Origin of the sequence: Nonomuraea fastidiosa (genome assembly GCF_042751225.1) — a bacterium.
Taxonomy (GTDB): domain Bacteria; phylum Actinomycetota; class Actinomycetes; order Streptosporangiales; family Streptosporangiaceae; genus Nonomuraea; species Nonomuraea fastidiosa.
This window is the reverse complement of sequence record NZ_CP170570.1, coordinates 1141912-1164539: the sequence shown is the minus strand read 5'-3', so window position 1 is coordinate 1164539 and position 22628 is coordinate 1141912. Positions and strand designations below refer to the sequence as shown.

Sequence of the window (22628 nt, the reverse complement as noted above, 5' to 3'; positions counted from 1 at the left end):
GGCCGGCGGGCCAGAAGAGGTCAGCGCCAGGTCACCAGTGCGTCCAGCGCCTCCACCCGAGACCCTGTGACCAGCAGCGGATTGATCTCCAACGACTCCAGCCCGTCCCCCAGCGACTCGGCGAGGTCGGCGATCCTGGCCACCACATCGGCCACCGCGTCGAGATCGGCGGCCGGACCGCCGCGCACCCCGTTCAGCAGTGCGGCCCCGCGCAGCTCCGTCAGCGCCGTGCGCACCTCGGCGGCGTCCACCGGCAGCACCCGCAGCGCGGTGTCGCGCAGCACCTCGACCCAGACCCCGCCGAGCCCCACGGCCAGCGTCAGCCCCCAGGCGGGATCGCGGACGACGCCGACCAGCAGCTCGACCCCGCCCTCGCGCTGCGGCTGGACGAGCACGCCGTCGAGCGACGGCACGGCGGCGGCCACCTCGCGGTGGGCCCGCCGTACGTCCTCCGCGTCGCCGAGCCCGAGCCGGACCCCGCCGACGTCGCTCTTGTGCCCGAGCCCTTCGGCGGCGGCCTTGAGCACGACGGGGTAGCCGAACCGCTCGGCCGCGGCCACCGCCTCCGCCTCCGAGCGGGCCAGTTCGGACGGCACGACCGGCAGCCCGGACGCGGCCAGCAGCGCCGCCGCGCGGTGCTCGGCCCACACGCCGTGCGCGCCGCGCGGGCGCCGCGTCTCGCCGGTGCGGGGGAGTGGTGCGGGCCGGGACAGCAGCCTGGCCCGCGTGCGCGACCACCGTACGGCGGCCCCGATGGCGGTCATGCCGTGCTCGATGCCGCCCGCCACGTACGGGAACCCGGTCTCCTGCTGCACCTGCCGCCCGAACGCGGTGACGTCGGTCAGCACGTTGCTCACCACCACGACCGGCACCCGGGAGGCGGCGATGCGCTCGGCGCTGGCCCGGTACTGGGCGAGCACGGGGGCGGGGTCGGGCGGTGCGAGCTTGGGCGGCTCGGACAGCAGCATGACGAGGTCGATGTTCGGGTCGGCGGAGACCGTCTCCAGCGCGCGGCCGAGCAGGGTGCGGTCGATGAGCACGTACCCGGTGACGTCGAGCGGGTTCTGCACGGTGCCGAACGACGGCACGATCTCGCGCAGCCGCTCCACGGTCTCGGGTGCGAACGGCGGCAGCTCAAGACCCTCGTCCTCGGCCCGGTCGGCGATGATCTCCGATGCGCCCCCGGACGGCGTCACGACGCCGACGCGCGGCCCCGGCAGCGGCCCGCAGGAGGCGAGCAGCCCCGCCGTGATGATGAGGTCTTCCAGCGAGCGCACCCGGAGCACGCCGAGCTGCCGCAGCGCCGCGTCGATGACGTCGTCGTCGCCCACGAGCGCGCCCGTGTGGGCCTGCGCGGTGTGCGAGGCGAGCGCGCTGCGGCCGATCTTGAGCGCCACGATCGGTTTGCCCGCCTCCAGCGCCCGCCGCGCCACCCGGGAGAACTCGGCCGGGTTGCGCACGGTCTCCAGGAACAGCGCGATGACCCTGGTGGCCGGGTCGTCCACGAGGTAGTCGATGACGTCGGTGACGCTGACGACGGCCTCGTTGCCCATGGAGGTGAGCAGGCTGATGCCGACGTTGCGGGCTTGCGCGAAGGAGAGCACCGAGCTGGCCAGCGCGCCGCTCTGCAGCACCACGCCGACCTCGCCGCCCAGCAGCGGCGGCGGGATCGGCAGCCCGTACGGAGTGATGCCGGCGGCGGCGTTGATGTAGCCGTTGCCGTTGGGGCCGAGGACGGTCAGCCCGTGCTCGGCGGCGAAGCCGGCGACCTCCGCCTCCAGCCGCGCACCCTCCTCGCCGGCCTCACCGAACCCGGCCGTGAGGATCACGTAGCAGCCGATGCCCAGCTTGGCGCCTTCGCCCAGCACGCCGAGCACGGCCGTGGTCGGCACCATCACGTACGCCAGATCGACGGGCTCGGCGATGTCGCTGAGACTCTTGTGCGCCGGCATGCCGTGCACCACGCCGCCCCGCGGGTTGACCAAGTGCACGGGCCCGGGGAAGCCATGGGCGCGCAGGTTGTTCAGCGTGCTGATGGACCAGCCGGACTTGTCCGTCGCGCCGACCAGGGCGATCGAGCGCGGGTTGAACAGCTCGCGGACGGACATGCCGCTCACTCTCCGATGAGGCCGAGTTTGACGTGCCCCTTGATGAGGTTGCGGGCGATCGTACGCCGCTGGATCTCGTCGGTGCCCTCGAAGATGCGCAGCAGCCGCAGCTCGCGATACCACCGCTCGATCGGCAGCTCCTTGGTGTAGCCCATGCCGCCGTGGATCTGGAGGACGCGGTCCACGACCTGGTTCGCCATGACGGCGCCGTTGAGCTTGGCGATGGAGGAGGCGTGCCGGGCGTCCATGCCCTGGCTCACCCGCCAGGCGGCGTACAGCGTCAGCCACTTGGCGGCCTCGATCTCCACCTGCGAGTCGGCGATCATCCACTGGATGGCCTGGTAGTTCGCGATGGGCTGGCCCATCGACTTGCGGATCTTGGCGTAGTCGATGGCCATCTGGAGCATGCGCTCGGCCGAGCCGATGGCGCGGGCGGGGATCATGTAGCGGCCCTGGCCGATCCACTGCATGGCCAGGTCGAAGCCCTTGCCCAGCTCGCCCAGGATGTTCTCCTCGGGCACCCGTACGTCCTCGAAGACGAGCGAGGCGGGCCCCCACTGGCCCATGGTCGGGATCGGCTCGGACTTCCAGCCCATGTCCCTGTCCACCAGGAAGCAGGTGACGCCGTACCCCTCGGCGACGGCGAAGACCATGACGAAGTCGGCCTCGTTGCCACCGGTGATGAACGTCTTCTCACCGTTGATCACCCACTCCGAGCCGTCACGGACGGCGCGGGTGCGGATGTTGCGGGCGTCGGATCCCGCCCCCGGCTCGGTGATCGCGAAGCAGGAACGCCGCTCGCCCTCGATGGTGGGGATGAGGTAGCGCTGCTTCTGCTCTTCGGTGCCCGCGTACAGGATGTTGTCGGCGCTGCCGCCGAACGAGAACGGCACGAACGTCCTGCCGGTCTCCATGGCGATGATCGCGGACATGATGGGACCGAGCGCGGCGCCGCCGTACTCCTCGGGCGTGTTGATGCCCCAGAAGCCCGACTTCCTGGCCTTGGCCCGCAGCTCCTTCAGCACGTCGGGGGAGAGCCCAGGGCGGCCCTCGCGCTCGTTGCGCAGAACCTCCGGCTCCAACGGCATGACCTCCTTCTCGATGAAGGACCTGACGGTGTCACGGATCTGCCGTTCCTCGGGGGTGAGCGAGAAGTCCACAGCCGCCTCCCTGGGCATTTCTAGAATCGTTCTCTAGGAAGAGGTTCTAGCCTCCGCGGGCCGGTGTCAAGAATCGGATTCTAGAATTGACTGCGCTACGATTACCGGCATGGCACGCAAGTCCTCGTGGGAGTGGAGCCGCTCGGCCCAGACCCGCAAGAGCATGCTGCAGGCCGCCCGAGAGGTCTTCAGCGAGCACGGCTTCGCCGACTCCAACGTCTCCGACGTCGTCGCGCGCGCCGGCTCCAGCGTGGGCAGCCTCTACCACCACTTCGGCGGCAAGACGGAGCTGTTCCTCGCCCTGTACGAGGACCACCAGGCGGCCCACGAGCAGGCGTCGGCCGCCAGCGTGGCCAAGGCCAAGAAGGAGGGGGTCACCGACCCGGTCGAGCTGCTGATCGCGGGCGCGCGGGCCTACCTCGCGGGCGCGTGGGAGCGGCGCGACCTGGTCAGGCTCTTCATCGACGGCGACGGACCCCCGGGCTTCGAGCTGATCCGCCGCACCCGCGGGCGCGAGTGGGTGCGCCAGAACGCGGTGCTGCTGGGCGCGGGCGGCGACCCGCTCGACCGGTTCACGGTGGCCGTGCTGACCAGCATCATCGGCGAGGCCGCCCGCGAGGTCGCCACCTCCGACAGCGAGGAGGAGGCGCAGGAGGTCATCGAGGCGGCGGTGACGCTCATCCGCCGCCTCGACCCACTCAAGGCGCTGCACACCGGCGACTAGACGATCGTCGCGCGGCCCCGGTCGATCACCACGGTCCCGTCGTCTTTCGCGGTCCTGAACAGCACGTCCGTGCCGTCCACCCAGATCGAGACGGTCAGCGACTCGCCGGGGAAGACCGGGGCGGAAAAGCGCCCCGACATGGCCTTGAACCGGGCCGGGTCGGAGCCGGCCACGCTGTGCAGCAGCGCCCGTCCGGTCACCCCGTACGTGCACAGCCCGTGCAGGATCGGCCGGTCGAACCCGGCCCGCGCGGCGAACTCGGGATCGCTGTGCAGCGGGTTGTAGTCGCCCGACAGCCGGTAGATGAGCGCCTGCTCGGGGCGGGTCTCGTACGTCACCTTGTGGTCGGGCGCCCGGTCCGGCGCCGCCCACGCGTCGCGCGGCCCCCGGTCGCCGCCGAAGCCGCCCTCGCCCCTGATGAAGACCGAGCTGCGCGAGGAGACGACGAGCTCGCCGGTGCCGAGGTCGACGGCTCTGGACTCGGAGACCACCAGCGCGCCCGAGCCCTTGTCGTAGATGCCGGTCACTTTCGACGTGGTCCGCACGCCGCCCGCGGGCGGCAGCTCGCGGTGCAGCTCGAAGCCCTGCTCGGCGTGGACCAGCATGGCCGGGTCGAAGCCGCCGAGCCGCCGCCCCGGCGCCTGCGCGGCCAGCACCGCGAACGTCGGCAGCACCCGCTGCCCCTTCTCCGTGGTGAACTCCAGCTCCGAGACGCCCGCGCCGACGCCGAGCGCGTACAGCATGGTGTCCTTGGCCGTCCACGTGCGCTCGTACGGCTCGCTCTCCACGCCGATGACGCTGTGATCGAGTGGCATGTCAGTCCTCCCGCCCGGGGATGCGGCCGTTGGTCAGCGCGTTGGGCTGGGCCTTCTCGACCAGGCCGGGGATGACCGAGCCCAGCTCGGCCGGGTCCCAGCGGCTGCCCTTGTCCACGCCGGGGCCGGCGTGCCAGCCCTCGGCCACGCTGATCGCGCCGCCGCGCACGTTGAACACCCGCCCGGTGATGCCGCGTGCCTCCGCGCTGGCCAGCCAGACGACCAGCGGCGCGATGTCCTCGGGATCGGCGCCCTTGGCGCCCTTCGGCAGCAGGTTCTCGGTCATGCGGGTGAGCGCGGCGGGCGCGATGGCGTTGACCGTCACGCCGTAACGCTCGAGCTCCCTGGCGGCGATGATGGTCAGCCCCGCGATGCCGGCCTTCGCGGCGCCGTAGTTACCCTGTCCTGGGTTGCCGTAGATGCCGGAGGACGATGTCGTGTTGATGACGCGGGCGTCCACCGGCTCGCCCGCCTTCGCCTTCGAGCGCCAGTAGGCGGCGGCGTGGCGCAGGGGAGCGAACGTGCCGCGCAGGTGCACCCTGATGACCGCATCCCATTCCTCGGCCGTCATGTTGACCAGCATCCGGTCGCGCAGGATGCCCGCGTTGTTGACCAGCACGTCGAGCGTGCCGAAGCGGTCGATGGCGGCGCGGATCAGCCGCTCTGCGCCGTCGAAGTCGGAGACGTCCTCGCCGTTGACGATGGCCTCGCCGCCCATGGCCTCGATCTCCGCCACCACCTCGGCAGCCGCCCCCGATCTGCCGGTGCCGTCCACCTCCGCTCCGAGGTCGTTGACCACCACCTTCGCGCCCTGCCTGGCGAACTCCAGGGCGTGCCCCCGGCCGATGCCTCTGGCCGCGCCCGTGACGATCACCACGCGGCCCTCGACTATCCCGCTCATCCGACACCTCGATCCTTGACCGGCTGACGATGCGAATAAGATTCTAGTATTGAAATCTAGAAAGGATAAGTGCCTTTGGCGGCGACCACCCCGACCCTCGGCTACGCCTGGCGGACCCTGTCGGTCGTGAGCCTGGCCAGCGTCCTGACCGGGCTCGGCGGCAGCGCGATCAACGTCGCGCTCCCCGAGATCGCGAGGGAGACCGGCGCCGACGCTACGGCGGCGAGCTGGATACTCCTCGGCTACCAGTTGACCACGACCGTCCTCATGGTGGTATTCGGGAGATTGGCCGACTTGTTCGGCAGGCGCAGGATGTACCTGCTGGGGCTTGCCACGTACACGGCCGCCGCCCTGCTCGCCGGGCTCGCCCCGAACCCCTGGCTGGTCGTCGCCATGCGGGTGGTGCAGGCCGCGGGCGCCGCCATGCTGCTCACCAACAGCGCCGCGCTGGTCAGCGACGCCTTTCCGCGCGAGCGGCTGGGCGAGGGCATGGGCGTGTACGTCGCCTCGTTCTCCATCGCCGGCCTGATCGGCCCCACGCTGGGCGGCGTGCTCGCCGAGAGCCTGGGCTGGCGCTGGGTGTTCTGGTTCAACGTGCCGATCGGGCTGATCTGCCTGCTGTGGGGCTCGCTCACGCTGCGCAGGACGGCGCCCGACCGGCGCGACGGCGGGCTCGACGGGCCCGGCAGCCTGCTCGTGCTGCTGACGCTCGGCGGGCTGCTGCTCGCGCTGTCGGAGTTCACCAGGCTCGGCTGGGGGCACCCCCTGGTGCTCGGCGGCGCGGTGCTCTTCCTGCTGGGGCTGCCGCTGTTCGTGCTCAGGGAACGGCGCGCCCCGCACCCCGTGGTGGACATGAGCCTCTTCCGCGAGCCGTCGTTCGCCTTCGGGAGTCTCGCCTCCTTCCTCAACGCCGTCGCGCGCATGGGCATGGTCTTCCTCGTCGCGCTCTACTTCCAGGCCGTACGCGGCGATGACCCCGTACAGGCCGGGCTCAAGGTGCTGCCGCTGGCCGTCGCCGCCATGACCGCCTCGGTGATCTCCGGCTTCCTGCAGCGCCGCTTCGGCGCCCGCACCCTGGCCGTGGCCGGGGCCGCCACCACCACCTGCGGCCTTGCGGTCATGATGGCGGTGATGTCCACGACCATGCCGTACGCGGCCGTCGCCGCCGGGCTGGTGCTCATCGGGCTCGGCTCCGGCGTGTTCCTGCCCGCCAACAACACCGCCATCCTCGACGGCCTGCCGTCCAGCAGGCTCGGCATCGTCAACGCGATGCGCCTCATGCTGCAGAACACCGGTAACGTCGTCGGCACCGGCATGGTGCTGTCGATCCTCGTCGCGCCGCTGCCCGCCGCGCTGCACCAGCAGGTCTTCGCCGGCACGCTCGGCCTGCTGTCGGGGGAGGCCGTGGGACAACTCGTGACCGGCTACCGGTGGGCGCTCGGCACGATGGCCGCCGTCTCGGTGCTGACCGTGCTGACCTGCCTGGCCCGCCGCCGCGCCACCTGAGCGCGCCCGGTACGGTGGCGGACGTGGTTGCACCTTCCCCGGCACGACGGCACATCTATCCCCGCGTGGTCAGATTCGGCGATATCGACTCCCAAGGCCACGTGAACAACGTGCGCTTCCTCGACTACCTGGAGGACGCGCGGTTCGGCATGCTCAGCATCGACCCGTACAACGAGGGCCACGAGCCCTTCGGAGGGCTCGTGGTGACCCGCCACGAGATCGACTACCGCCGCCCGCTGGGTTTCCGCGCGGCGCCCGTACGCGTCGAGACCTGGGTCACGGAGATCCGCCCGGTACGGTTCACCCTGCAGTACGAGATCCGCGACGACGAGGACCTCTACGTCACGGCGAAGTCGGTGCTCGCGGCCTACGACGCCGAGCGGGCCGCCCCGCGCCGCCTGACCGAGAGCGAGCTGGCCTACCTCAAGCGCTACGCGGTCTGAGCCGTCTCGCCCGATGAGACGGTGGTGGATGCTGGCGCTGGGCGTCAACGCGCACGCCAGCGTCACGTTAGGGCTGTACGGGCTGCCTCTGGTGATGCCCGAAATTCTGCGCCATTTCGGTGTCTCGCTGCCCGTGGGCGGCCTGATCGGTAACGCCCCGGCGATAGGGATTCTGAGTGCCCTGGTCGCCTGGGGCGCGCTCGCCGACCGCCACGGCGAACGGCTCGTGCTCGGCCTCGGCGTCGGCCTGGCCGCCGTGACGCTGGCCGGGGCCGCCTTCGCCACCAGCACCTGGGCGGTCATCGCGCTGCTGGCCGCCGCCGGTGCGGGCGGCTCGGCCGCGATGGTCGGCGGCGGCCGGATCGTGCTGCGCTGGTTCCGGCCGCCGGAGCGCGGCGTCGCCATGGGCGTGCGCCAGGTCTCCTACACCCTCGGCATGGCCGTGGCCGCCTTCGTGCTGCCGCCCGTGGCCGCCGCTCACGGCCTGACCGGCGTGCTGCTGCTCTGCTCGGGGCTCGCGCTGCTCGCCGCCGTACTGGCCGGGCTCTTCCTGGCCGAGCCGCCGCACGCGACGCCGGAGAGCAGGCCCGCCGCGGCGGGGTCGCCGTACCGGCAGCCCGCCCTGTGGCGGGTGCACGCCACCAGCGCCCTTCACGCGGTGCCGCAGATCGTCGTCACCACGTACGGGGTGGACTGCCTGGTCACCTCCTACGGCTGGGACGGCGTCGCGGCCGGGCGGCTGTTCGGGGTTGCCGCGATCGCCGGCGCCGCCGTACGCATCGCGGCCGGTCGCTGGTCGGACCGCACCGGACTGCGCATGCGGCCCCTGCTGCTGATCACGCTCTGGAACCTCGTCGTGCTCGCCCTGCTGGTCGCCGGGAGCTTCACCGGGGCCGCGTTCGGCGTGGCCATGCTCGCGCTCGCCTCGGTGATGACCGTGGCCGGCAACGGCCTCGCCTACCTCGCGGCGGGCGAGCTGGCCGGGCCCGGCTGGGCGGGGCGGGTGCTCGGCACGCACAACACCGTGCAGAACACCGTCGCACTCGCCGCCACACCGCTGCTCGGCCTGCTCATCGAGGGCTCCGGCTCTTGGGCGGGCTTCGCCGCCGGGCTGGGCTGCGCGCTGATCTCGCTGCCCGTCATCCCGCTGCGGGCCGAGCGATCATGACCGGCGGCGCAGCCACACCGCCGTGTCCGGTGGCAGCAGGTCGCGCCTGAGCGGGCCGCTCGGCAGCAGCACCTCGTCGTGCTCGGGCAGGCGTACCGGGGCGGTGCCGCAGTTGATCGCGCAGATCAGCGACCCCCTGATGAAGAAAAGCGCTCCCTCAGGGGAATCAAGCCACTCCAAGGTGTAAGGAATCTCCCCCACCAGCTCGCGGCGCAGCGCCAGCGCCCGCCGATAGAACTCCAGCGTCGAGTCCGCCACGCCCTCCTGCTTCTCCACGCTCAGCTCGGCGAACGAGGCGGGCTGCGGCAGCCACGGCTCCACCCCGCCCGGCGAGAACCCGTGTGAGGGCGGATCCACCGTCCACGGGATCGGCACCCGGCACCCGTCGCGCCCCGGCTGCTCGCCCTTCGACTGGAAGAACACCGGGTCCTGCCTGGCGGCGTCCGGCAGGTCCGTCACCTCCGGCAGCCCCAGCTCCTCGCCCTGGTAGAGGTAGGCGGAGCCGGGCAGGGCCAGCATCGCCAGCAGCGCCGCCCTGGCCCGCGCCAGGCCCGTGCCGGGCTCGGAGGTCTCGTAGCGGGTGCGGTGGCGTACGACGTCGTGGTTGGACAGCACCCAGGTCGCGTGCGGCACCGCCGCCAGCGTGTCGCCGATCACCTTGCGGAACGCCTCGGCCGACCAGGGCGCCTGCAGCCAGGCGAAGTTGAAGCTCTGGTGCAGCTCGTCGGGGCGTACGTAGCGGGCCAAGTCCTCGTGGTCGTCGGTCCACACCTCGCCCACGGCCATCCGCTCGCCCGGGTAGGAGTCGAGCAGCCGCCGCCACTCGCGGTAGACGCCGTGCACCTCCGGCCGCCCCCACATCGGCGAGACCGTGCCGAACGCCTGGCCGTCCACATCGGGCAGCCCCTCCGCCTTGTACAGGCCCATCGCCACGTCGATGCGGAACCCGTCCACCCCGCGATCCAGCCAGAACCGCAGCACGTCGAGGAACATCTCGTGCACCTCGCGGTTGCGCCAGTTGAAGTCGGGCTGCGCCGGCGCGAAGAGGTGCAGGTAGTACTGCCCGTCGGCGACCTGCGTCCAGGCGGAGCCGCCGAAGGTGGACTGCCAGTTGTTGGGCTCGTCGCGGAAGATGTACCGGTCGCGGCCTGCGCCGCGCAGCGCCTCCTGGAACCAGGGGTGCTCCGACGAGCTGTGATTGGGCACGATGTCCACGATCACCCGCAGGCCCAGCTCGTGCGCGCTCGCCACCAGCGCGTCGAAGTCGGCGAGCGAGCCGAACATCGGGTCCACGCCGCGGTAGTCGGCCACGTCGTAGCCGCCGTCGGCCATGGGGGAGGGGTAGAACGGCGTCAGCCAGATGGCGTCGACGCCCAGCCGCCGCAGGTAGGGCAGGCGCTCGCGGATGCCGGCCAGGTCGCCGACACCGTCTCCAGAGGCGTCGGCGAAGCTCCGGACGTAGATCTCGTAGACGACCGCGTCACGCCACCAGGGGATCTCCATGTGGCGTGTCATGCCCCGTTACGTGGGTGAGTTCACCAGGCTGTGGGCGGCGTACACCAGGTAGTCCCACAGCCGCTTTTCGTACTCCTCCGGCAGGTCGAGCTCGTCGACCGCGTCGCGCATGTGGCGCAACCAGGCGTCCCGCTCGCGCTCGCCGATGACGAACGGCATGTGGCGCATGCGCAGCCGGGGGTGGCCGCGCTGCTCGCTGTAGGTCTTGGGACCGCCCCAGTATTGGATCAGGAAGCCCCGCAGCCGCTCTTCCGCGCCGGTGAGGTCGGCTTCCGGATAGAGCGGCCGCAGCAGCGGGTCTTCCGCAACCCCCTCATAGAAGCGGTGTACGAGGCGCCGGAACGTCTCCTCGCCCCCGACGGCGTCGTAAAAGGAGGTTTCTGTCACGCTTACTAGCTTAGGCGCTGCCTACAAGCTGGATGCCCGCCGTGTCGAGCGCCTGCTTGACCCGCAGCCTCATCTCGCGCGCCACCTCGGACTGCGCGGCCGGCAGCGTCTTGGTGGTGATGCGGAACACCAGCGAGCTGTCGGAGAGCTGCTCCACGCCGAACACCTGCGGCTGCTCCACGATCTTGGCCTCGCGCAGCTCGGGGTCGGCCCACATCTCCTCGGCCACCTGCTCGAGCAGCACCTTGACGCCCACCACGTCGGCGTCGTACGGCACCGGCACGTCCATGTACGCCCGGGACCAGCCCTGCGACTCGTTGCCGACCCGGGTGATCGTGCCGTTGCGGATGTACCACACCCGCCCGTCGGCGTCGCGCAGCCGGGTGATCCGCAGCGTGACCGCCTCGACCGTGCCCACGGCGGGGCCCGCGTCGATCACGTCGCCGACGCCGTACTGGTCTTCGAGCAGCATGAACATGCCGGCGATGAAGTCCTTGACCAGCTCCTGGGCGCCGAAGCCGACCGCCACGCCCACGATGCCGACGCTGGTGAGCAGCGGGGCGATCGGGATGGTGAGCCGGTCGAGCACCGTCAGCACCGCGGTGCCGAGCACCACGACCGACGCGACGTGCTTGAGAATCGAGCCCATCGTCTCGGCGCGCTGCCTGCGCCGCTCGTGCAGCAGCGCGTCGATGCCGTCTGTCGCCGCTCCTCTGCGGAACCTGCTCGTGAGCGAGCCGCCCGTGGCCGCCCGGTTGACCACCTTGGTGATGATCCGGTGCGCGATGTTCCGCACCACGAAGGCGAGCACGAGGATGAGGACGATGGTTATCGCGTTGGACACCAGCGGCGCCCAAGGCTCGTTGCCGAACACCTTGACCAGCGTAGAGCAAAGGATGGTGTCGCTTTGGCAGACGGCCGACATCTGCGTGGTGATCTGGTCGACGTCGGGCAGCAACGATGGAGACGGCGACGTCGGCTGTGGCGACGGCGTCACCAGCAGTAACACTATGGTGGATCCCCCTCCGGAAGCGGAACGGCCGACTCTTTGGACCGTTTCGATCCAAAAATACAGCCGGCCGAACCGCCCGCCGTCACATCACGCCGGGGAAGACGGGGTCGCCGGCTCTCTGGGCCGCGGAGGGAGAGAGACGGCGCTCCGATGACGGACGGCTCGGACGGGACACGCACCCGGAAGCGTGCCCCGAGCCGGTTCCGGGAGGGATCCCCCGGACACCCGCCCGGCTGCGCGGACGGGTGGCTCGTGGTGCGGCCTGTACGGCCGGCCGGAACCGGCGGGGTGACCAGAGGCCCGGTACGCCGGCGCCCCTCCGCACCGGCCACCCCGCCGGCTCCCAGGAGCCGCCGTGGGTCGCGGTGAGCCGCGGTGGCTGCGCTCCACCCGGTTCACCGCCGTGTGCCGTGACGAGCCGCGGTGGCTGCGCTCCACCCGGGTCGCCACGTCGTTCACTCACCCGCGACGGCGAGCACGCGGGCGACCTTGTTCGCCGCACCGGCCGGATCGTCGGCCGTGTGCATCCGGTCGCCCCAGGACCAGCAGTACCACCAGGACGAGGCCTCCGAGACGGCGGCCGGTCGGCACGTGACGTTCTCGGACAGGCTCGTGGCGTCCGGGTTGATCACCCGGACGAAGGTGCGCCCGCTCTGGGTCCGGACCACTCGTGCGAGCAGACCGCGAGCACCGAGCTCGGTCACCAGACGCTCAAGGTGCTCGAAGTTGTCGTCCCCCACCGTTCGTCCCTCCCTTGGGATTCCTAGCCGGTGCGCCAAACATGGCCCAAGTCAGGGGATTGCGCAACGGCGCTATTCGTTCACGGGGAGTCGCTTCTCACTCATGGGTTGTAAGAAACAGTCCTCGGGAGGACGATCCTTAACCGTAGGCTCCCTATCGGCGTTTCCCATCCCGCCGTCATTGCTTCATAGTCATGGGTAGGCGTACAGCGACTCAAGGGCTACGCTGAGTCACCAGTTGCGGACCGGTCGAGACTTGCGTGAGAGGGGCCGGGGATGTCCGGCAGACAGCACCGAGAGACTGAGATCGCTCGGCGGATCAGGGCCAGGGGCCTCGCCGCGGGGCGCACCACGGCCCAGATAGCCGATGAGATCCATGAGGCGTGCACTGCGCAGTTCAGCACGACCCGCATCAAGGCGCATCGTCTGGCGTACGGCATTGCGCTCGCCGACGTGATCGAACAGGTGCGCGCCCTGTTCGAACGCGACAACAAGCCGATGCCCGGCATCGGCGAGACGCTGCTGTCGGCGTACGAGAGCGGCTTGAAACGCCCCGGCCCCGAATACCTGCACTATCTGTGCACCGTCTATCGCGTCGAGCCGCTCGCCCTCGGCTACGACGCGCCCTGCATCTGCGGCCACAGCCACCGCGCCCCGAGCGCCGGCATCGAGATCAAGGAGCGCTGCGGGCAGCAGGAGCGCGACCTGACGATCAAGCCGATGGACCCTGAGCCCGACGCGGAGGAGGACGAGAACATCCTCCGGCGCACCCTTTTAAACCTGCTCAACAACGACAGCAAGGGCGTGGAGCTCGACGGGCCGGTGCTGGGGGCGTGCGAGGGCATCCGGCGCAGGATGGACGAGACGCTGGTCTCGGCCACCGTCTCGGCCGCGATGCTCGACCAGTGGGAGGAGGCGACGGTCAGCTTCGGCCGCCAGTACACGACGACGGCGCCGCTGCGGCTGCTGTGCGACGTGCTGCTCGAGCTGAGCGCCGTGCGCACGGCGATGTCCCGCCGCCAGCCGATCGACCTGCAGGAGCGGCTGTGCAGGATGGCCGCCCAGCTCGCCGGCCTGAGCGGGATGATCCTCATCAACCTCGGCGATCACCGGCTGGCCCGCTCGTTCTTCCGCACCGGGCGCACCGCCGCCGACGAGACCGGCGACCGCGCGCTGCGGGCGTGGATCTGCGCTCGCGAGTCGCTCGTCCCCCTCTACTTCGGCGACGCCCGCGAGGCGCTCAACCTCGCGAAGAAGAGCCGCGACATGGCGGGCTCCATGCCGTGCCCCGCGCAGGCCATGGCGCCGGTCGTCGAGGCCAGGGCGCTGGCCGCGATGGCCGCCGGCGAGAACAAGAAGGAGATCGTCGATCAGGCCAAGCGCGCGCTGGCGCGGGCGCGCAACGCGTTCGCCCACATGAAGGCCGAAGACCGCGAGGACGTCGCCTTCGGCTACACCGAAAAGCAGCTCTACTTCTACCAGGGCGACGTGCTCACCAAGCTCGGCCAGACGATCGAGGCGGAGGTCGTGCTCGGCCAGGCGCTCACCAAGTACGAAGACCACATCCTCGACCAGACGCTGATCAGGCTCGACCAGGCCCAGTGCAAGCTGATCGACGGCGAGCTGGGGGAGGCGGTGGCCATCGGCACCCGCGCGCTCAGCCTGGTCGGCGACGAATACTTCACCGACCTCATCGTCCGTCCTGCGCTCGCGCTCGGAGAGGCGCTCAAGGCGGCCGGCGCGCCAGGGGTGGACGAGTACTTCGCGCAGCTTCGACGACCCAGACAGCACCAGATGCAAGGGGGCGATAAATGAAGCTGAGGATCAGGCGCTATCGCTGGTCCGACCTCGACACCCTGCTCGCGCTGCACCGGATCTGCCTCGCCGAGGTGGGCCTGGTGCCGGGAGACGGCGTCTACTACGAAGACGACTTCCCCCGCATCCAGGAGGTCTATCTCGCCTGCGGCGGCGACTTCCTGGTGGGCGAGGTGGGCTCGCGGGTCGTGGCGATGGGCGGTCTGAAACCCATCGACACCTCCACGGCCGAGGTCTGCCGGCTGCGCGTGCATCCCGAATATCAACGGCGCGGTTACGGCGCGGCCATGCTCGCCGCGATCGAGCGGCGCGCCGTCGAGCTCGGCTTCCAGCGGGTGCGCGGTGACACCACGCTGAATCAGGAGGCCGCGCTGGCGCTCTATCAGCGCCGGGGCTGGCGCGAGCTCTCCCGCGAGCGGGTCGGTGAACACACCGTGATCTACGGAGAGAAACGGCTCGTCCCGCGTACCGTAATGGAAAGCTGAACAGCCCCGCTCACATACGACCCCAAACACCCCCTCCTGGGGTCGCCACCTCTGCTTTTCCCGGTGACCATTTCCGGGTCTCCCGGCGTGACATGCCCGCCGGTTCCTTTTAAGGCCGTTCCGCGGCCCCGCCCGACCGGGCCCGATATCTGAGCGGAACGTGTCCGAGACGCCCCCTTCAGCCCTCACGGATGAGGTTGTACGAACCCGCGGGTGAGGCTCTTACCACCGAGGTGTAAGCAACCCTCACCGGCTGCGCCCTGTACATCTGACGTCGCGATTAGTAGTGCCATGCTTTTGCCATGGCAGTCTTGCCCGCTCCCCGCCCCCTACTGGGAGCCGCGCTTCTCTTGTTCGTCAGCGCCGCCTGGGGGTCGGCGTTCCCGCTGATGAAAGATCTCATCCCCCGTTTACCGGTGGAGGATCTGCTCGCCGAGCGGTATCTCATCGCGGGTCTCACGCTGATCGTCATCAGGCCGCGCGGCCTTCGGGGGATGTCGCGCCGCTCCTGGTTTCACGGCGTGATCCTGGGGGTCTTGTTCGGGGTGGGGCAGACGGCGCAGGCCATGGCGCTCAACGACCTGCCGTCCGCGGTGTCGGGGTTCGCCGTGGGGTGCAGCGTGGTCATCACGCCGCTGCTGTCGCTGGTGCTCTTCCGCCAGCGGGTGCCGCGGCGCATCTGGGCGGGGGTGGCGCTCGCACTGGCCGGCATGGGGGTGTTCACGCTCGTACGCGGCATGGACGCCGACGACATGTCCGTATCCGCGCTGGGGGTCACGCTCCTCGCCGCCGCTCTCTACTCGGGTCACACGCTCTTTCTCGCCCATCTGTCCAAGCGGCCGTCCGGCTTTCCCGCGTACGGGCTGACCACCGTCCAGCTGCTCACCATCGGGGTGCTGACCGGTGGTTTCGCCGTACGCGACGGGGTCAGCCTGCCGGGCGGCCTGACCGACTGGCTGATCCTCGCCCACCTGTCGGTGGTGTCGTGCGCGCTGGGCTTTCTCGCCCGCTCGTACGGGCAGGCCCACGTGCCCGCGATGCCGAGCCAGATTCTCATGTCCACGCAGCCCGTCTGGGTGGCCGCGATCGCGGTCATCTGGTTCGACGAGCCGATGGGCTGGGGGATGGTGCTCGGCGGCGTGCTGATGGGCGGGGCGACGCTGCTCGCGCTGCCCAGGCCCGCAGGGTCGCCGCCGCCGGAGGAGCGGCGCCGCCGCCACCTGCTCTCGGTCGCCCGCAGGGCCGCTCACGTGCTGGCCGAGCACCGCGTCAAGCGCGAGGACCGGCTGCGGCTCAAGAGCGGGCCGGTGCCGTACATCAACAGCGGCGCCTGCACGGACGTCGCGTCGTGCCCCTGGCGGACCCGCTCGCTCAAGGGCGGCGCGGAGCCCAGCCTGGAGCGCCTGCTCGACCGGGCCACCCGCATCGTGCGGGCCAAGAGCTCGCCGGGGCCGGGATGCTGCCAATCGATCACGCTGCTGGGGCGGTGCCTGTGCGATCTCATGGAGGATTCCGAGCGGTCTCATACCACACGATTGCAGCGCTGGTTTCGCTCCTAATGGGTTACATATACCATTCGAAAGGCAAGTGCATTTTATCCAGTAGCCTCCCACTTAATTCGGATAAATCTTGCTATTCGGTGGGGTGTCCCAATAATGGGTGATTAACCCCGAGTGGAGAGGCACGCCATGAAGCGCATCGTCGTCCGCAAGCCTGGTACCGCGAGGCTCGCAGGGACCTCCAGCGTCATTCACAAGGGGTGACTGAGGAGAGGTCCCACCTCAAGGTCGAGGGCGGACCACCCGCCCAGAACGGGGCCGCGCGGCTGCTGATGCCGATGATCGACGCGCATCGCAGGCCGCGCGGCCCCTACACCTTGGCCGCCGCCCTCCTCGGCCACCTGGTGCCGGCGGCACTGCGGGACGCTCCAGAACTGGTGGCCGCGCACGACATCGAGATCCTGGCCGCCGCGCCCGAGCTGGCCGGCGACGTGCCCGTGCGGCGCGGCACGATCGACGCCGGGCTCTCCGACGAGGAACGCATCCTCGTGCCCGCACCCCGCCGCACGCTGCGGCTGGCCAACGGGATCGCCGAGTTCGTCCGCGACGCCGTGCCGCCCGGGTCGGCCATCGCCGTGTGCAACGCGGCCGCCGCCGACCCCACTGACGCCGAGCTGCTCGACGTGCTGATGCGGCGCGTACCGCCCGGCATCCTGGCGATCACCGTCTACTCCGGCGGCCCCGAACCCCCGCCGGGGCCCAGCGACCCCGAGGAGCTGTGGCCGCTCGTCGATCGCTGCATGCGCGAAGGGTTCCTGCACGCGGCCATCGAGCTGGGCCGGCTGGGCATGGCGCGCACGGAGGCGGGCGGATCCCGCTGGTGGGACTTCGCCCAGCGCACCGCCACCGCGCTCGGCGGGCTCGGGCGCACCGACGAGGCCCGCGCGCTCTGGGACCGCGTACGCGTGGCCGGCCAGGACCCCGCCATGCACGCCGCGGCCGCGTACGGCACCGCCATGCTCGACGCCCGCCACCCCGACCCCGCCCGGCGCGACCTCACCCGCGCCCGCGCCTGGATCAACCTCGCCATCGCCATCTCCGGCCTGCTGCCCGACCCCGCAGAGCGCGCCTTCAAGCTCGGCTTCGACCGCAACGGCCTGGCGCTCGTCGAGCTGCGCGAAGGCCGGATCGACGCCGCGCTGTCCCTCGTCGAATCCGCCATCGAGCTGGCCCGCGAGCTCGGCGCCCGGCACCCCGTACACCGGATGGTGCTGCTGGCCAACCGCGCCCAGTTACTGGCCGCTCAGGGGCGCCACAAGGAGGCCCTGGAGGACTACGCGGCCGCGATCGCTCTCGACCCCGGCTTCCCCGACTACTACCTGGAACGCGGCAACCTGCTCTTCCGGCTCGGGCGGCACGAGGAGGCGCTGGCCGACTTCGAACAGGCCATCGCCGCCGGGCCGCCGCTGCCCGAGGCGTACTACAACCGGGCGGAGCTGCGTACCGTGCGGGGCGACATCGACGGAGCCCTCGCCGACCTGACCCGCGTGATCGAGCTCGACCCCGGCTACCTGGACGCCTACATCAACCGCGCCGGGCTGCTCGCCGCGCTCGACCGCGACGACGCGGCCAGGGCGGACGTCGAAGCCGGGCTCGCCCTCGCACCCGGCAACCCGCACCTGCTCACCGTGCTCGGCCAGCTGGAGACCGCCGCCGGCCGCTTCCCCGAGGCCGCCGCCGCCCTCGGCCTCGCCGTGAAACACGCCCCCGACCTGGCCGCGGCCTGGGGCAACCGTGGCATCCTGCGCTACGCGACCGGCGACCTGGAAGGCGCCCTCGCCGACCTCACCCAGGCCATCACCCTCGACCCTCAGCCCGACCTGTACACCGACCGCGCCATCGTCTTACGCGCCATGGGCCGCCACCCCGAGGCCGCCGCCGACGACCACCGCGCCGCCGCACTGTGACGCCGTCCACGCGTTGACTCGCCGGCAAGGCACGGACCGGAGGCCGCGCCGTGCGCCCACCGCGCTTGCCTGCCCGACATCGCCTCGCGCCGCCCGCCCTCGCCGCGCCTGCTCGACATCGCCTCGCGCCGCCCGCCCTCGCCGCGCCTGGGCGACGTCGTCTCGCGCCTGCGGTCGCCTTTCGGCCCTTGTCCGCGAGACCGTTGGCGCGATCCTGTCCGCGCCCGGCGGGGCGGCCCTGCACGGCACCGAGCCCATCGCATCCGTGGGGCGCAGGCGGGGAGGGCCGTCGCCGATTCACCCGTTCTCATGTCCCGCCCCGCTCGGCGTGGGCAGGGCGGCGCGTTCTGCGTGGTGGGAGCATGTAGGGCATGGGGCGGCGAATCGGGCGGGGTGCCGCGGTGTGCGGGGCGCTCGGCGCGTGGTGGTGGGCGAGCGTGCGGCTGGCCTGGGCGGGCGTCGGGTGCGGGGACTGGGGGTGCCTGGTTCCGGCCATCGGCGTGGTCGCCGCCATCAGCCTGGCGCTGCTGGCCGTCGCGGCGTACGCGCTGGACGGGGCGGACGTGCGCCCCGGACGGCGGGTGGCGCTGGTCGCGGCGGGGATGTACGTGGTGTTCAGGCTCGCGGCGGAGCCTTTGCCGTCGTGGACGTCCACGCTCGCGCACCTGGCGGCCACCGGTGCGATGTTCGCCGGGGCGGGTGCGCTGGCGGCGTACGTGACGGAGCCCCGGACGTCGCGTGGAGGGCGGATCGCCGCGATCGCGGGAGTCATCGCGCTGCTTCCCGCCGCTCTGGCGATCACCCTCACCCTGTACGACCTGTGACGAACCCTCTTATCCGTGTACGGCCGACGGCCCGGATGGCGCGGGGCGGGCGGCCGGTGGGTCTACGGTTGGGGCGTGAGCTTCAACGAGTTGCTCGACGACCTCGACCAGAGCGCCGGAGCCCAGGCGGCGGGCATCAGGCGCGGCTACGGCGGGCCGCCCGCCCGTACGGTCGAGGTCAGCTCGGGCTTGACCAGGCTGCGCTGCGCCTCCCTGCTCAAGCCCCTGTACGCGTGGGTGGCGGCCGGCCGCATCGCCGACGCCGAGCGGTGGCGCCGGCATGCCGAGCCCGCGGTGGTCGTCTCGTCCAACGCCGACACGCTCGCCCTGTGGCTGTCGGTCGGGCCCCGCGTCATCCTCGACGACCTGTACGAGCGCACCGGCGTGCGCTGGAGGCCGCCCAACGGCGACCCGTCGCGGTTCGGCTCGGTCGAGGTCGCGGCCGGCGAGGTGGCCGCCGCGTACGCGGTGCTCGCCCAGGCCGCCGCGACCGGCGACCCGGTGGCGGCCGCGGTGCTGGGCTGGATGACGGAGGTGCCGGAGTCGCAGACGTTCGGGGCGCGCCAGGCGGTGGGCAGTGCGGATGCCGCGGTCAAGTGCGGCTGGTACGGCGGCCCCGACGAGACGTGCCTGCGTACGCACGCGGTGGCGGTCGTGCCGCAAGGAGGCACGAGGGTGAGCGTGGTCGTGGCCATGACCGCGCTGCCCTACACCGACCCGTACGAGCGCGAGGTCTACCGCGAGCGGGTCAACACCGGCATGTCCGTGGAGGACCGGCACGAGAAGCTGGCGGGCGAGCTGCTGCGCGGCCTCATGACGCGGACGATGACCGAACTGGGCCACACCGAGCGCTGAGCGTCGAGCCGCGGCCGCCCCGAGCGCCCAGCCCGGAGCCGGGTCAGGCTGGAGCCGGGTCAGGCCGGACGCTGAGCGGTGAGTCAGGTTGCGTTGAGCGTGGGGTCAGGTCGAGCGCTGAGCGCGGGGTCAGGTCGGGCGCTGATCGGGGAGCCAGGTCGACGTTGAGCGTGAGGTCAGGCCGGGCGCTGAGCCCGCTTCAGCTCCTCGATGATCTGCGCGAGCTCCGGCGGGTCGACGCCCTCCGGCAGCTCCTCGGCCCACACATGGCCGCGGAAACCGGCGACCTCCTCGTCGGTCAGCGCACTGGGCACCACGGCGGGCCTGGCCTCGTCGAAGCGGGCGAGGTAGAACGGCTCGCGCCGCACGTACCGTACGCCGAGCCAGGTGAAGTCGCGATCGATCTCCACCATGTGCTCCGACACCGCCGCGCCGGGCAGCCCGGTCTCCTCGGTCAGCTCACGCTTGGCGGCCTCCAGCGGGCTCTCGCCGGGTTCGAGCCGGCCGCCGGGCGGCTCGAAGATGTCGATGCCGGCGATCCAGTCGTACCAGTGCATCAGCAGCACCCGGCCGTCGCGGTCGAGGCAGACGACGCGGGCGGCGGGGGTGTCCTGGACCTCGGTCATGCGTCCTCGGCGATCACGAGCGCGAGCAGCCCGGGGAAGCGCTCGTCGAACTCGGCGCGGCGCAGCCGGTTGAGGCGGCGCGCGCCCTCGTCGCGCTGCTCCAGCAGCCCGACGTTGCGCAGGACCGAGAAGTGGTGGCTGAGCGTGGACTTGGCGACGGGCAGGTGGTTGAACGTGCCGCAGGCCCGCTCCCAGTCGGGCACCCCGGCCAGCTCGCGCACGATGCGGCGGCGGATCGGGTCGGCGAGCGCCTCGAGGGCGGCCTGGAGCGTGACCTCGGCGGGCGCGGTGTGGGTGAGCCCGCGGGCCCTGCTCGACGTGGTACGCACGTTCTGTTCCATCTCAGTCGAACATCCTACCTGCGGGTTCACCGCTTCATGGCCCCGTCGGCGATCGCGTCGGCCGCCTCGCCGATGGCCACGCCCACGATCTCCAGCCGCCGCACCAGCTCCCGTTCCTTCATGGCCTCGGCGGACAGCTCGCCGGAGAAGATGCGGGAGATCTCGTACTGGTACATGCGCCGGATGGCGCCGCCCGCCTTCTTCGCCTCCAGCGCGTCCTGGGCGACCACCGAGGGCCGGGAGGTGAGGTTGCGCACGGCGTTCTCCAGGGCGTCGATGCCGACGATGACCTGGTCGAGCAGCGGCGTGAAGCGGATCTGGTCGGGCACCCGGTACAGGTGGGACTCGCGGACGAAGTCGCGCAGCGAGTCGAGCACGTCGTCGATCGAGCGCGAGAGCCGGAACAGGTCCTCGCGGTCGATGGGGGTGACGAGGGCGGTCTTGAGCTCGTCGATGAGGCGGGCCCGCTCCTCGTCGCCGAGGTGCTCGATCGAGCGCATCTGCTCGTGCGCGCCCGTTCTGCCGACCTCTCCGCCGATCATGGCCATGGCCAGCCACGCGCCCTCTTTCGTGGCCTCGAGCTGGCCGAGCAGCGCCTCGGACAGCGCGCTGTCCATGCGCCCTGTCATGAGGTCCCGGATCCGCCTCAGTCGTTTCACGTACGCACCCCCACTAACGAGATCGTCACGACAGCCTCACGCCCGCGAATCCCTTCACCAGTAGTGCGAGGCCCCATCCCAGGAGCCCGCTGGCCGGCAACGTCAGCAGCCAGGCCGCCGCGATCTTGCTCGCGGCGTACCAGCGGACCCGCCCGCCGCCTTGCGCGACGCCCGCGCCGATGAGCGCACCGGCGATGGCCTGGGTCATGCTCACCGGCATGCCGGCCGCCGCGGACGCGATCACGGCCGTGCCGGCCGACAGCTCGGCGGCGACGCCGTGCGGGGGCCGCGAGACGATGATCTCGCGGCTGAGCGTGCGGCCGCCCCTGGGCAGCCCGTACATGGTGCCGATGCCGAACAGCAGCGCGACCAGCACCGTGTACTGGACGGGCGCCCCCGTGAACCCGGCCGCGACCATGAACACGGCCAGCATCTTCTGGGCGTCGTTGGCCGCGTACGCCAGCGTCTGCAGCAGGAACCCGGCCCAGTGCCAGCGCCACAGGCCCCTGGCGGTGGTGGCGGCGACCAGCACCCGGATGAGCACCCACGCCAGCAGCCCGCCGACGAAGGGCGCCGCGATGCCGAACGCCAGCACCAGCGCGACCGACCCGCCGGAGACCGGCAGGCCCCAGCCGAGCCCGGCCCCGGTGAGCCCGCCGACCACGGCCAGCGTCAGGCTGGTCGGGCGGCCTTTCGCGCTGAGCACGGTCACCACGATCAGCGCGGCCACGACCGCGATCGTCATCGCGGCGCGCCCGCCGGGGTCGTCGAAGGAGGCCAGCCGGTTGACGAACGTCAGCGCCACCTGGTGGGTGAGCAGCGGCACGGTGGCCACCGCGACGACGAGCACGGCGACCCCGGTCACCGGCCGCACGGTGGGCAGTTTGAGCCCCGTCGCGACCAGCGCACCGCCGTCGTTGACCCCTGAAATCACGGCGAACAGACAGGCCACCACGATCAGTACGACGGCGTCCAAGGAAACGTGCTCCATCTCCGCCCCGCCGGCCTGCGACGAGGCAATTCACGCCACCTACGGTATCGGTCCAGGTTTCAACCGACTTAACTACCCTGGAACAGA

At 71.4% G+C, this 22628-nt stretch carries 22 protein-coding genes; 10 read left to right on the top strand and 12 right to left on the bottom strand.

Annotation, left to right across the window (positions count from 1 at the left end):
• Nucleotides 1-20 precede the first annotated feature (20 nt).
• Together ACFMQL_RS05240 and ACFMQL_RS05235 are read right to left on the bottom strand one after the other, a co-directional pair.
• Nucleotides 21-2108 (bottom strand): acetate--CoA ligase family protein, encoded by a 2088-nt coding sequence (locus ACFMQL_RS05240; RefSeq protein WP_378784743.1) that lies wholly within the window; start codon nt 2106-2108, stop codon nt 21-23.
• A gap of 5 nt (nt 2109-2113) precedes the next feature.
• Nucleotides 2114-3286 carry an acyl-CoA dehydrogenase family protein gene (locus tag ACFMQL_RS05235; RefSeq protein ID WP_378784741.1) on the bottom strand — a complete coding sequence of 391 codons (1173 nt, stop codon included), beginning with the start codon at nt 3284-3286 and terminating at the stop codon, nt 2114-2116.
• 91 nt (nt 3287-3377) lie between these two features.
• On the opposite strand from ACFMQL_RS05235, the gene ACFMQL_RS05230 reads away from it, so the two are divergent.
• Entirely contained in the window at nt 3378-3992 is a 615-nt protein-coding gene (locus ACFMQL_RS05230) for a TetR/AcrR family transcriptional regulator (RefSeq protein ID WP_364057821.1), read from the top strand.
• On the opposite strand, the gene ACFMQL_RS05225 is transcribed toward ACFMQL_RS05230, so the two are convergent.
• Nucleotides 3989-4807, bottom strand: a complete 819-nt coding sequence (locus tag ACFMQL_RS05225) for a MaoC/PaaZ C-terminal domain-containing protein (RefSeq protein ID WP_364057818.1) — start codon at nt 4805-4807, stop codon at nt 3989-3991. The two genes, ACFMQL_RS05230 and ACFMQL_RS05225, sit on opposite strands and share 4 nt — an antisense overlap.
• Nucleotide 4808: 1 nt before the next feature.
• Nucleotides 4809-5708 carry an SDR family oxidoreductase gene (locus ACFMQL_RS05220; RefSeq protein ID WP_364057815.1) on the bottom strand — a complete coding sequence of 300 codons (900 nt, stop codon included), beginning with the start codon at nt 5706-5708 and terminating at the stop codon, nt 4809-4811.
• A gap of 69 nt (nt 5709-5777) precedes the next feature.
• Between ACFMQL_RS05220 and ACFMQL_RS05215 the strand changes: the two genes are divergently transcribed.
• The 3 genes from ACFMQL_RS05215 to ACFMQL_RS05205 are packed head-to-tail and all read left to right on the top strand — an operon-like array spanning nt 5778 to nt 8825.
• The gene (locus ACFMQL_RS05215; RefSeq protein ID WP_378784739.1) at nt 5778-7214 is read left to right on the top strand and encodes an MFS transporter; all 1437 of its coding nucleotides are present in this window, start codon (nt 5778-5780) and stop codon (nt 7212-7214) included.
• 23 nt (nt 7215-7237) lie between these two features.
• A complete protein-coding gene (locus tag ACFMQL_RS05210; RefSeq protein ID WP_364057809.1) occupies nt 7238-7657 on the top strand; it encodes a thioesterase family protein in 420 nt (139 codons plus the stop codon).
• 13 nt (nt 7658-7670) lie between these two features.
• Nucleotides 7671-8825 carry an MFS transporter gene (locus ACFMQL_RS05205; RefSeq protein ID WP_364057806.1) on the top strand — a complete coding sequence of 385 codons (1155 nt, stop codon included), beginning with the start codon at nt 7671-7673 and terminating at the stop codon, nt 8823-8825.
• On the opposite strand, the gene ACFMQL_RS05200 is transcribed toward ACFMQL_RS05205, so the two are convergent.
• From ACFMQL_RS05200 to ACFMQL_RS05185, 4 genes are all read right to left on the bottom strand, one after another.
• Nucleotides 8820-10328, bottom strand: coding sequence for a glycoside hydrolase family 13 protein (locus tag ACFMQL_RS05200; RefSeq protein WP_378790135.1), 1509 nt, complete (start codon nt 10326-10328; stop codon nt 8820-8822). The genes ACFMQL_RS05205 and ACFMQL_RS05200 overlap by 6 nt on opposite strands.
• 18 nt (nt 10329-10346) lie before the next feature.
• The gene (locus tag ACFMQL_RS05195) at nt 10347-10727 is read right to left on the bottom strand and encodes a globin (protein ID WP_364057803.1); all 381 of its coding nucleotides are present in this window, start codon (nt 10725-10727) and stop codon (nt 10347-10349) included.
• Nucleotides 10728-10737: 10 nt separating this feature from the next.
• Nucleotides 10738-11736, bottom strand: coding sequence for a mechanosensitive ion channel family protein (locus ACFMQL_RS05190; RefSeq protein ID WP_378784737.1), 999 nt, complete (start codon nt 11734-11736; stop codon nt 10738-10740).
• Nucleotides 11737-12194: 458 nt separating this feature from the next.
• Nucleotides 12195-12479, bottom strand: a complete 285-nt coding sequence (locus ACFMQL_RS05185) for a hypothetical protein (protein ID WP_364057797.1) — start codon at nt 12477-12479, stop codon at nt 12195-12197.
• A 276-nt stretch (nt 12480-12755) separates the two neighbouring features.
• On the opposite strand from ACFMQL_RS05185, the gene ACFMQL_RS05180 reads away from it, so the two are divergent.
• The 6 genes from ACFMQL_RS05180 (at nt 12756) to ACFMQL_RS05155 (ending at nt 19924) form a co-directional block, all read left to right on the top strand.
• Nucleotides 12756-14294, top strand: a complete 1539-nt coding sequence (locus ACFMQL_RS05180) for an XRE family transcriptional regulator (protein WP_378784736.1) — start codon at nt 12756-12758, stop codon at nt 14292-14294.
• The gene (locus ACFMQL_RS05175; protein ID WP_364057791.1) at nt 14291-14779 is read left to right on the top strand and encodes a GNAT family N-acetyltransferase; all 489 of its coding nucleotides are present in this window, start codon (nt 14291-14293) and stop codon (nt 14777-14779) included. The genes ACFMQL_RS05180 and ACFMQL_RS05175 overlap by 4 nt, the downstream gene beginning before the upstream one ends.
• Before the next feature lie 302 nt (nt 14780-15081).
• Nucleotides 15082-16338, top strand: coding sequence for a DMT family transporter (locus tag ACFMQL_RS05170; RefSeq protein WP_378784734.1), 1257 nt, complete (start codon nt 15082-15084; stop codon nt 16336-16338).
• Between the two features lie 200 nt (nt 16339-16538).
• Nucleotides 16539-18245: a tetratricopeptide repeat protein gene (locus ACFMQL_RS05165; RefSeq protein ID WP_378784733.1), complete on the top strand. Its 1707-nt coding sequence runs from the start codon at nt 16539-16541 to the stop codon at nt 18243-18245.
• Between the two features lie 371 nt (nt 18246-18616).
• Complete coding sequence (locus tag ACFMQL_RS05160) at nt 18617-19069, top strand: hypothetical protein (RefSeq protein WP_364057782.1); 453 nt, start codon at nt 18617-18619, stop codon at nt 19067-19069.
• Between the two features lie 75 nt (nt 19070-19144).
• Nucleotides 19145-19924 carry a hypothetical protein gene (locus ACFMQL_RS05155; RefSeq protein WP_364057779.1) on the top strand — a complete coding sequence of 260 codons (780 nt, stop codon included), beginning with the start codon at nt 19145-19147 and terminating at the stop codon, nt 19922-19924.
• Between the two features lie 176 nt (nt 19925-20100).
• Here the strand turns inward: ACFMQL_RS05155 and ACFMQL_RS05150 are convergent, their stop codons facing one another.
• From ACFMQL_RS05150 to ACFMQL_RS05135, 4 genes are all read right to left on the bottom strand, one after another.
• Nucleotides 20101-20550 carry an NUDIX domain-containing protein gene (locus tag ACFMQL_RS05150; protein WP_364057776.1) on the bottom strand — a complete coding sequence of 150 codons (450 nt, stop codon included), beginning with the start codon at nt 20548-20550 and terminating at the stop codon, nt 20101-20103.
• Nucleotides 20547-20891, bottom strand: a complete 345-nt coding sequence (locus ACFMQL_RS05145) for an ArsR/SmtB family transcription factor (RefSeq protein ID WP_378784730.1) — start codon at nt 20889-20891, stop codon at nt 20547-20549. The genes ACFMQL_RS05150 and ACFMQL_RS05145 overlap by 4 nt, the downstream gene beginning before the upstream one ends.
• 26 nt (nt 20892-20917) lie before the next feature.
• Complete coding sequence (locus tag ACFMQL_RS05140) at nt 20918-21508, bottom strand: DUF47 family protein (protein ID WP_364057770.1); 591 nt, start codon at nt 21506-21508, stop codon at nt 20918-20920.
• Nucleotides 21509-21575: 67 nt separating this feature from the next.
• Entirely contained in the window at nt 21576-22526 is a 951-nt protein-coding gene (locus ACFMQL_RS05135; RefSeq protein ID WP_364057767.1) for an inorganic phosphate transporter, read from the bottom strand.
• Nucleotides 22527-22628 lie beyond the last annotated feature (102 nt).

Coding starts and splice junctions, on each gene's coding strand:
- ACFMQL_RS05240 (WP_378784743.1), bottom strand. CDS start 2,108: ATGTCCGTCCGCGAGCTGTTCAACCCGCGCTCGATCGCCCTGGTCGGC.
- ACFMQL_RS05235 (WP_378784741.1), bottom strand. CDS start 3,286: ATGCCCAGGGAGGCGGCTGTGGACTTCTCGCTCACCCCCGAGGAACGG.
- ACFMQL_RS05230 (WP_364057821.1), top strand. CDS start 3,378: ATGGCACGCAAGTCCTCGTGGGAGTGGAGCCGCTCGGCCCAGACCCGC.
- ACFMQL_RS05225 (WP_364057818.1), bottom strand. CDS start 4,807: ATGCCACTCGATCACAGCGTCATCGGCGTGGAGAGCGAGCCGTACGAG.
- ACFMQL_RS05220 (WP_364057815.1), bottom strand. CDS start 5,708: ATGAGCGGGATAGTCGAGGGCCGCGTGGTGATCGTCACGGGCGCGGCC.
- ACFMQL_RS05205 (WP_364057806.1), top strand. CDS start 7,671: ATGAGACGGTGGTGGATGCTGGCGCTGGGCGTCAACGCGCACGCCAGC.
- ACFMQL_RS05200 (WP_378790135.1), bottom strand. CDS start 10,328: ATGGAGATCCCCTGGTGGCGTGACGCGGTCGTCTACGAGATCTACGTC.
- ACFMQL_RS05180 (WP_378784736.1), top strand. CDS start 12,756: ATGTCCGGCAGACAGCACCGAGAGACTGAGATCGCTCGGCGGATCAGG.
- ACFMQL_RS05175 (WP_364057791.1), top strand. CDS start 14,291: ATGAAGCTGAGGATCAGGCGCTATCGCTGGTCCGACCTCGACACCCTG.
- ACFMQL_RS05170 (WP_378784734.1), top strand. CDS start 15,082: ATGGCAGTCTTGCCCGCTCCCCGCCCCCTACTGGGAGCCGCGCTTCTC.
- ACFMQL_RS05160 (WP_364057782.1), top strand. CDS start 18,617: ATGGGGCGGCGAATCGGGCGGGGTGCCGCGGTGTGCGGGGCGCTCGGC.
- ACFMQL_RS05150 (WP_364057776.1), bottom strand. CDS start 20,550: ATGACCGAGGTCCAGGACACCCCCGCCGCCCGCGTCGTCTGCCTCGAC.
- ACFMQL_RS05145 (WP_378784730.1), bottom strand. CDS start 20,891: ATGGAACAGAACGTGCGTACCACGTCGAGCAGGGCCCGCGGGCTCACC.
- ACFMQL_RS05140 (WP_364057770.1), bottom strand. CDS start 21,508: ATGGACAGCGCGCTGTCCGAGGCGCTGCTCGGCCAGCTCGAGGCCACG.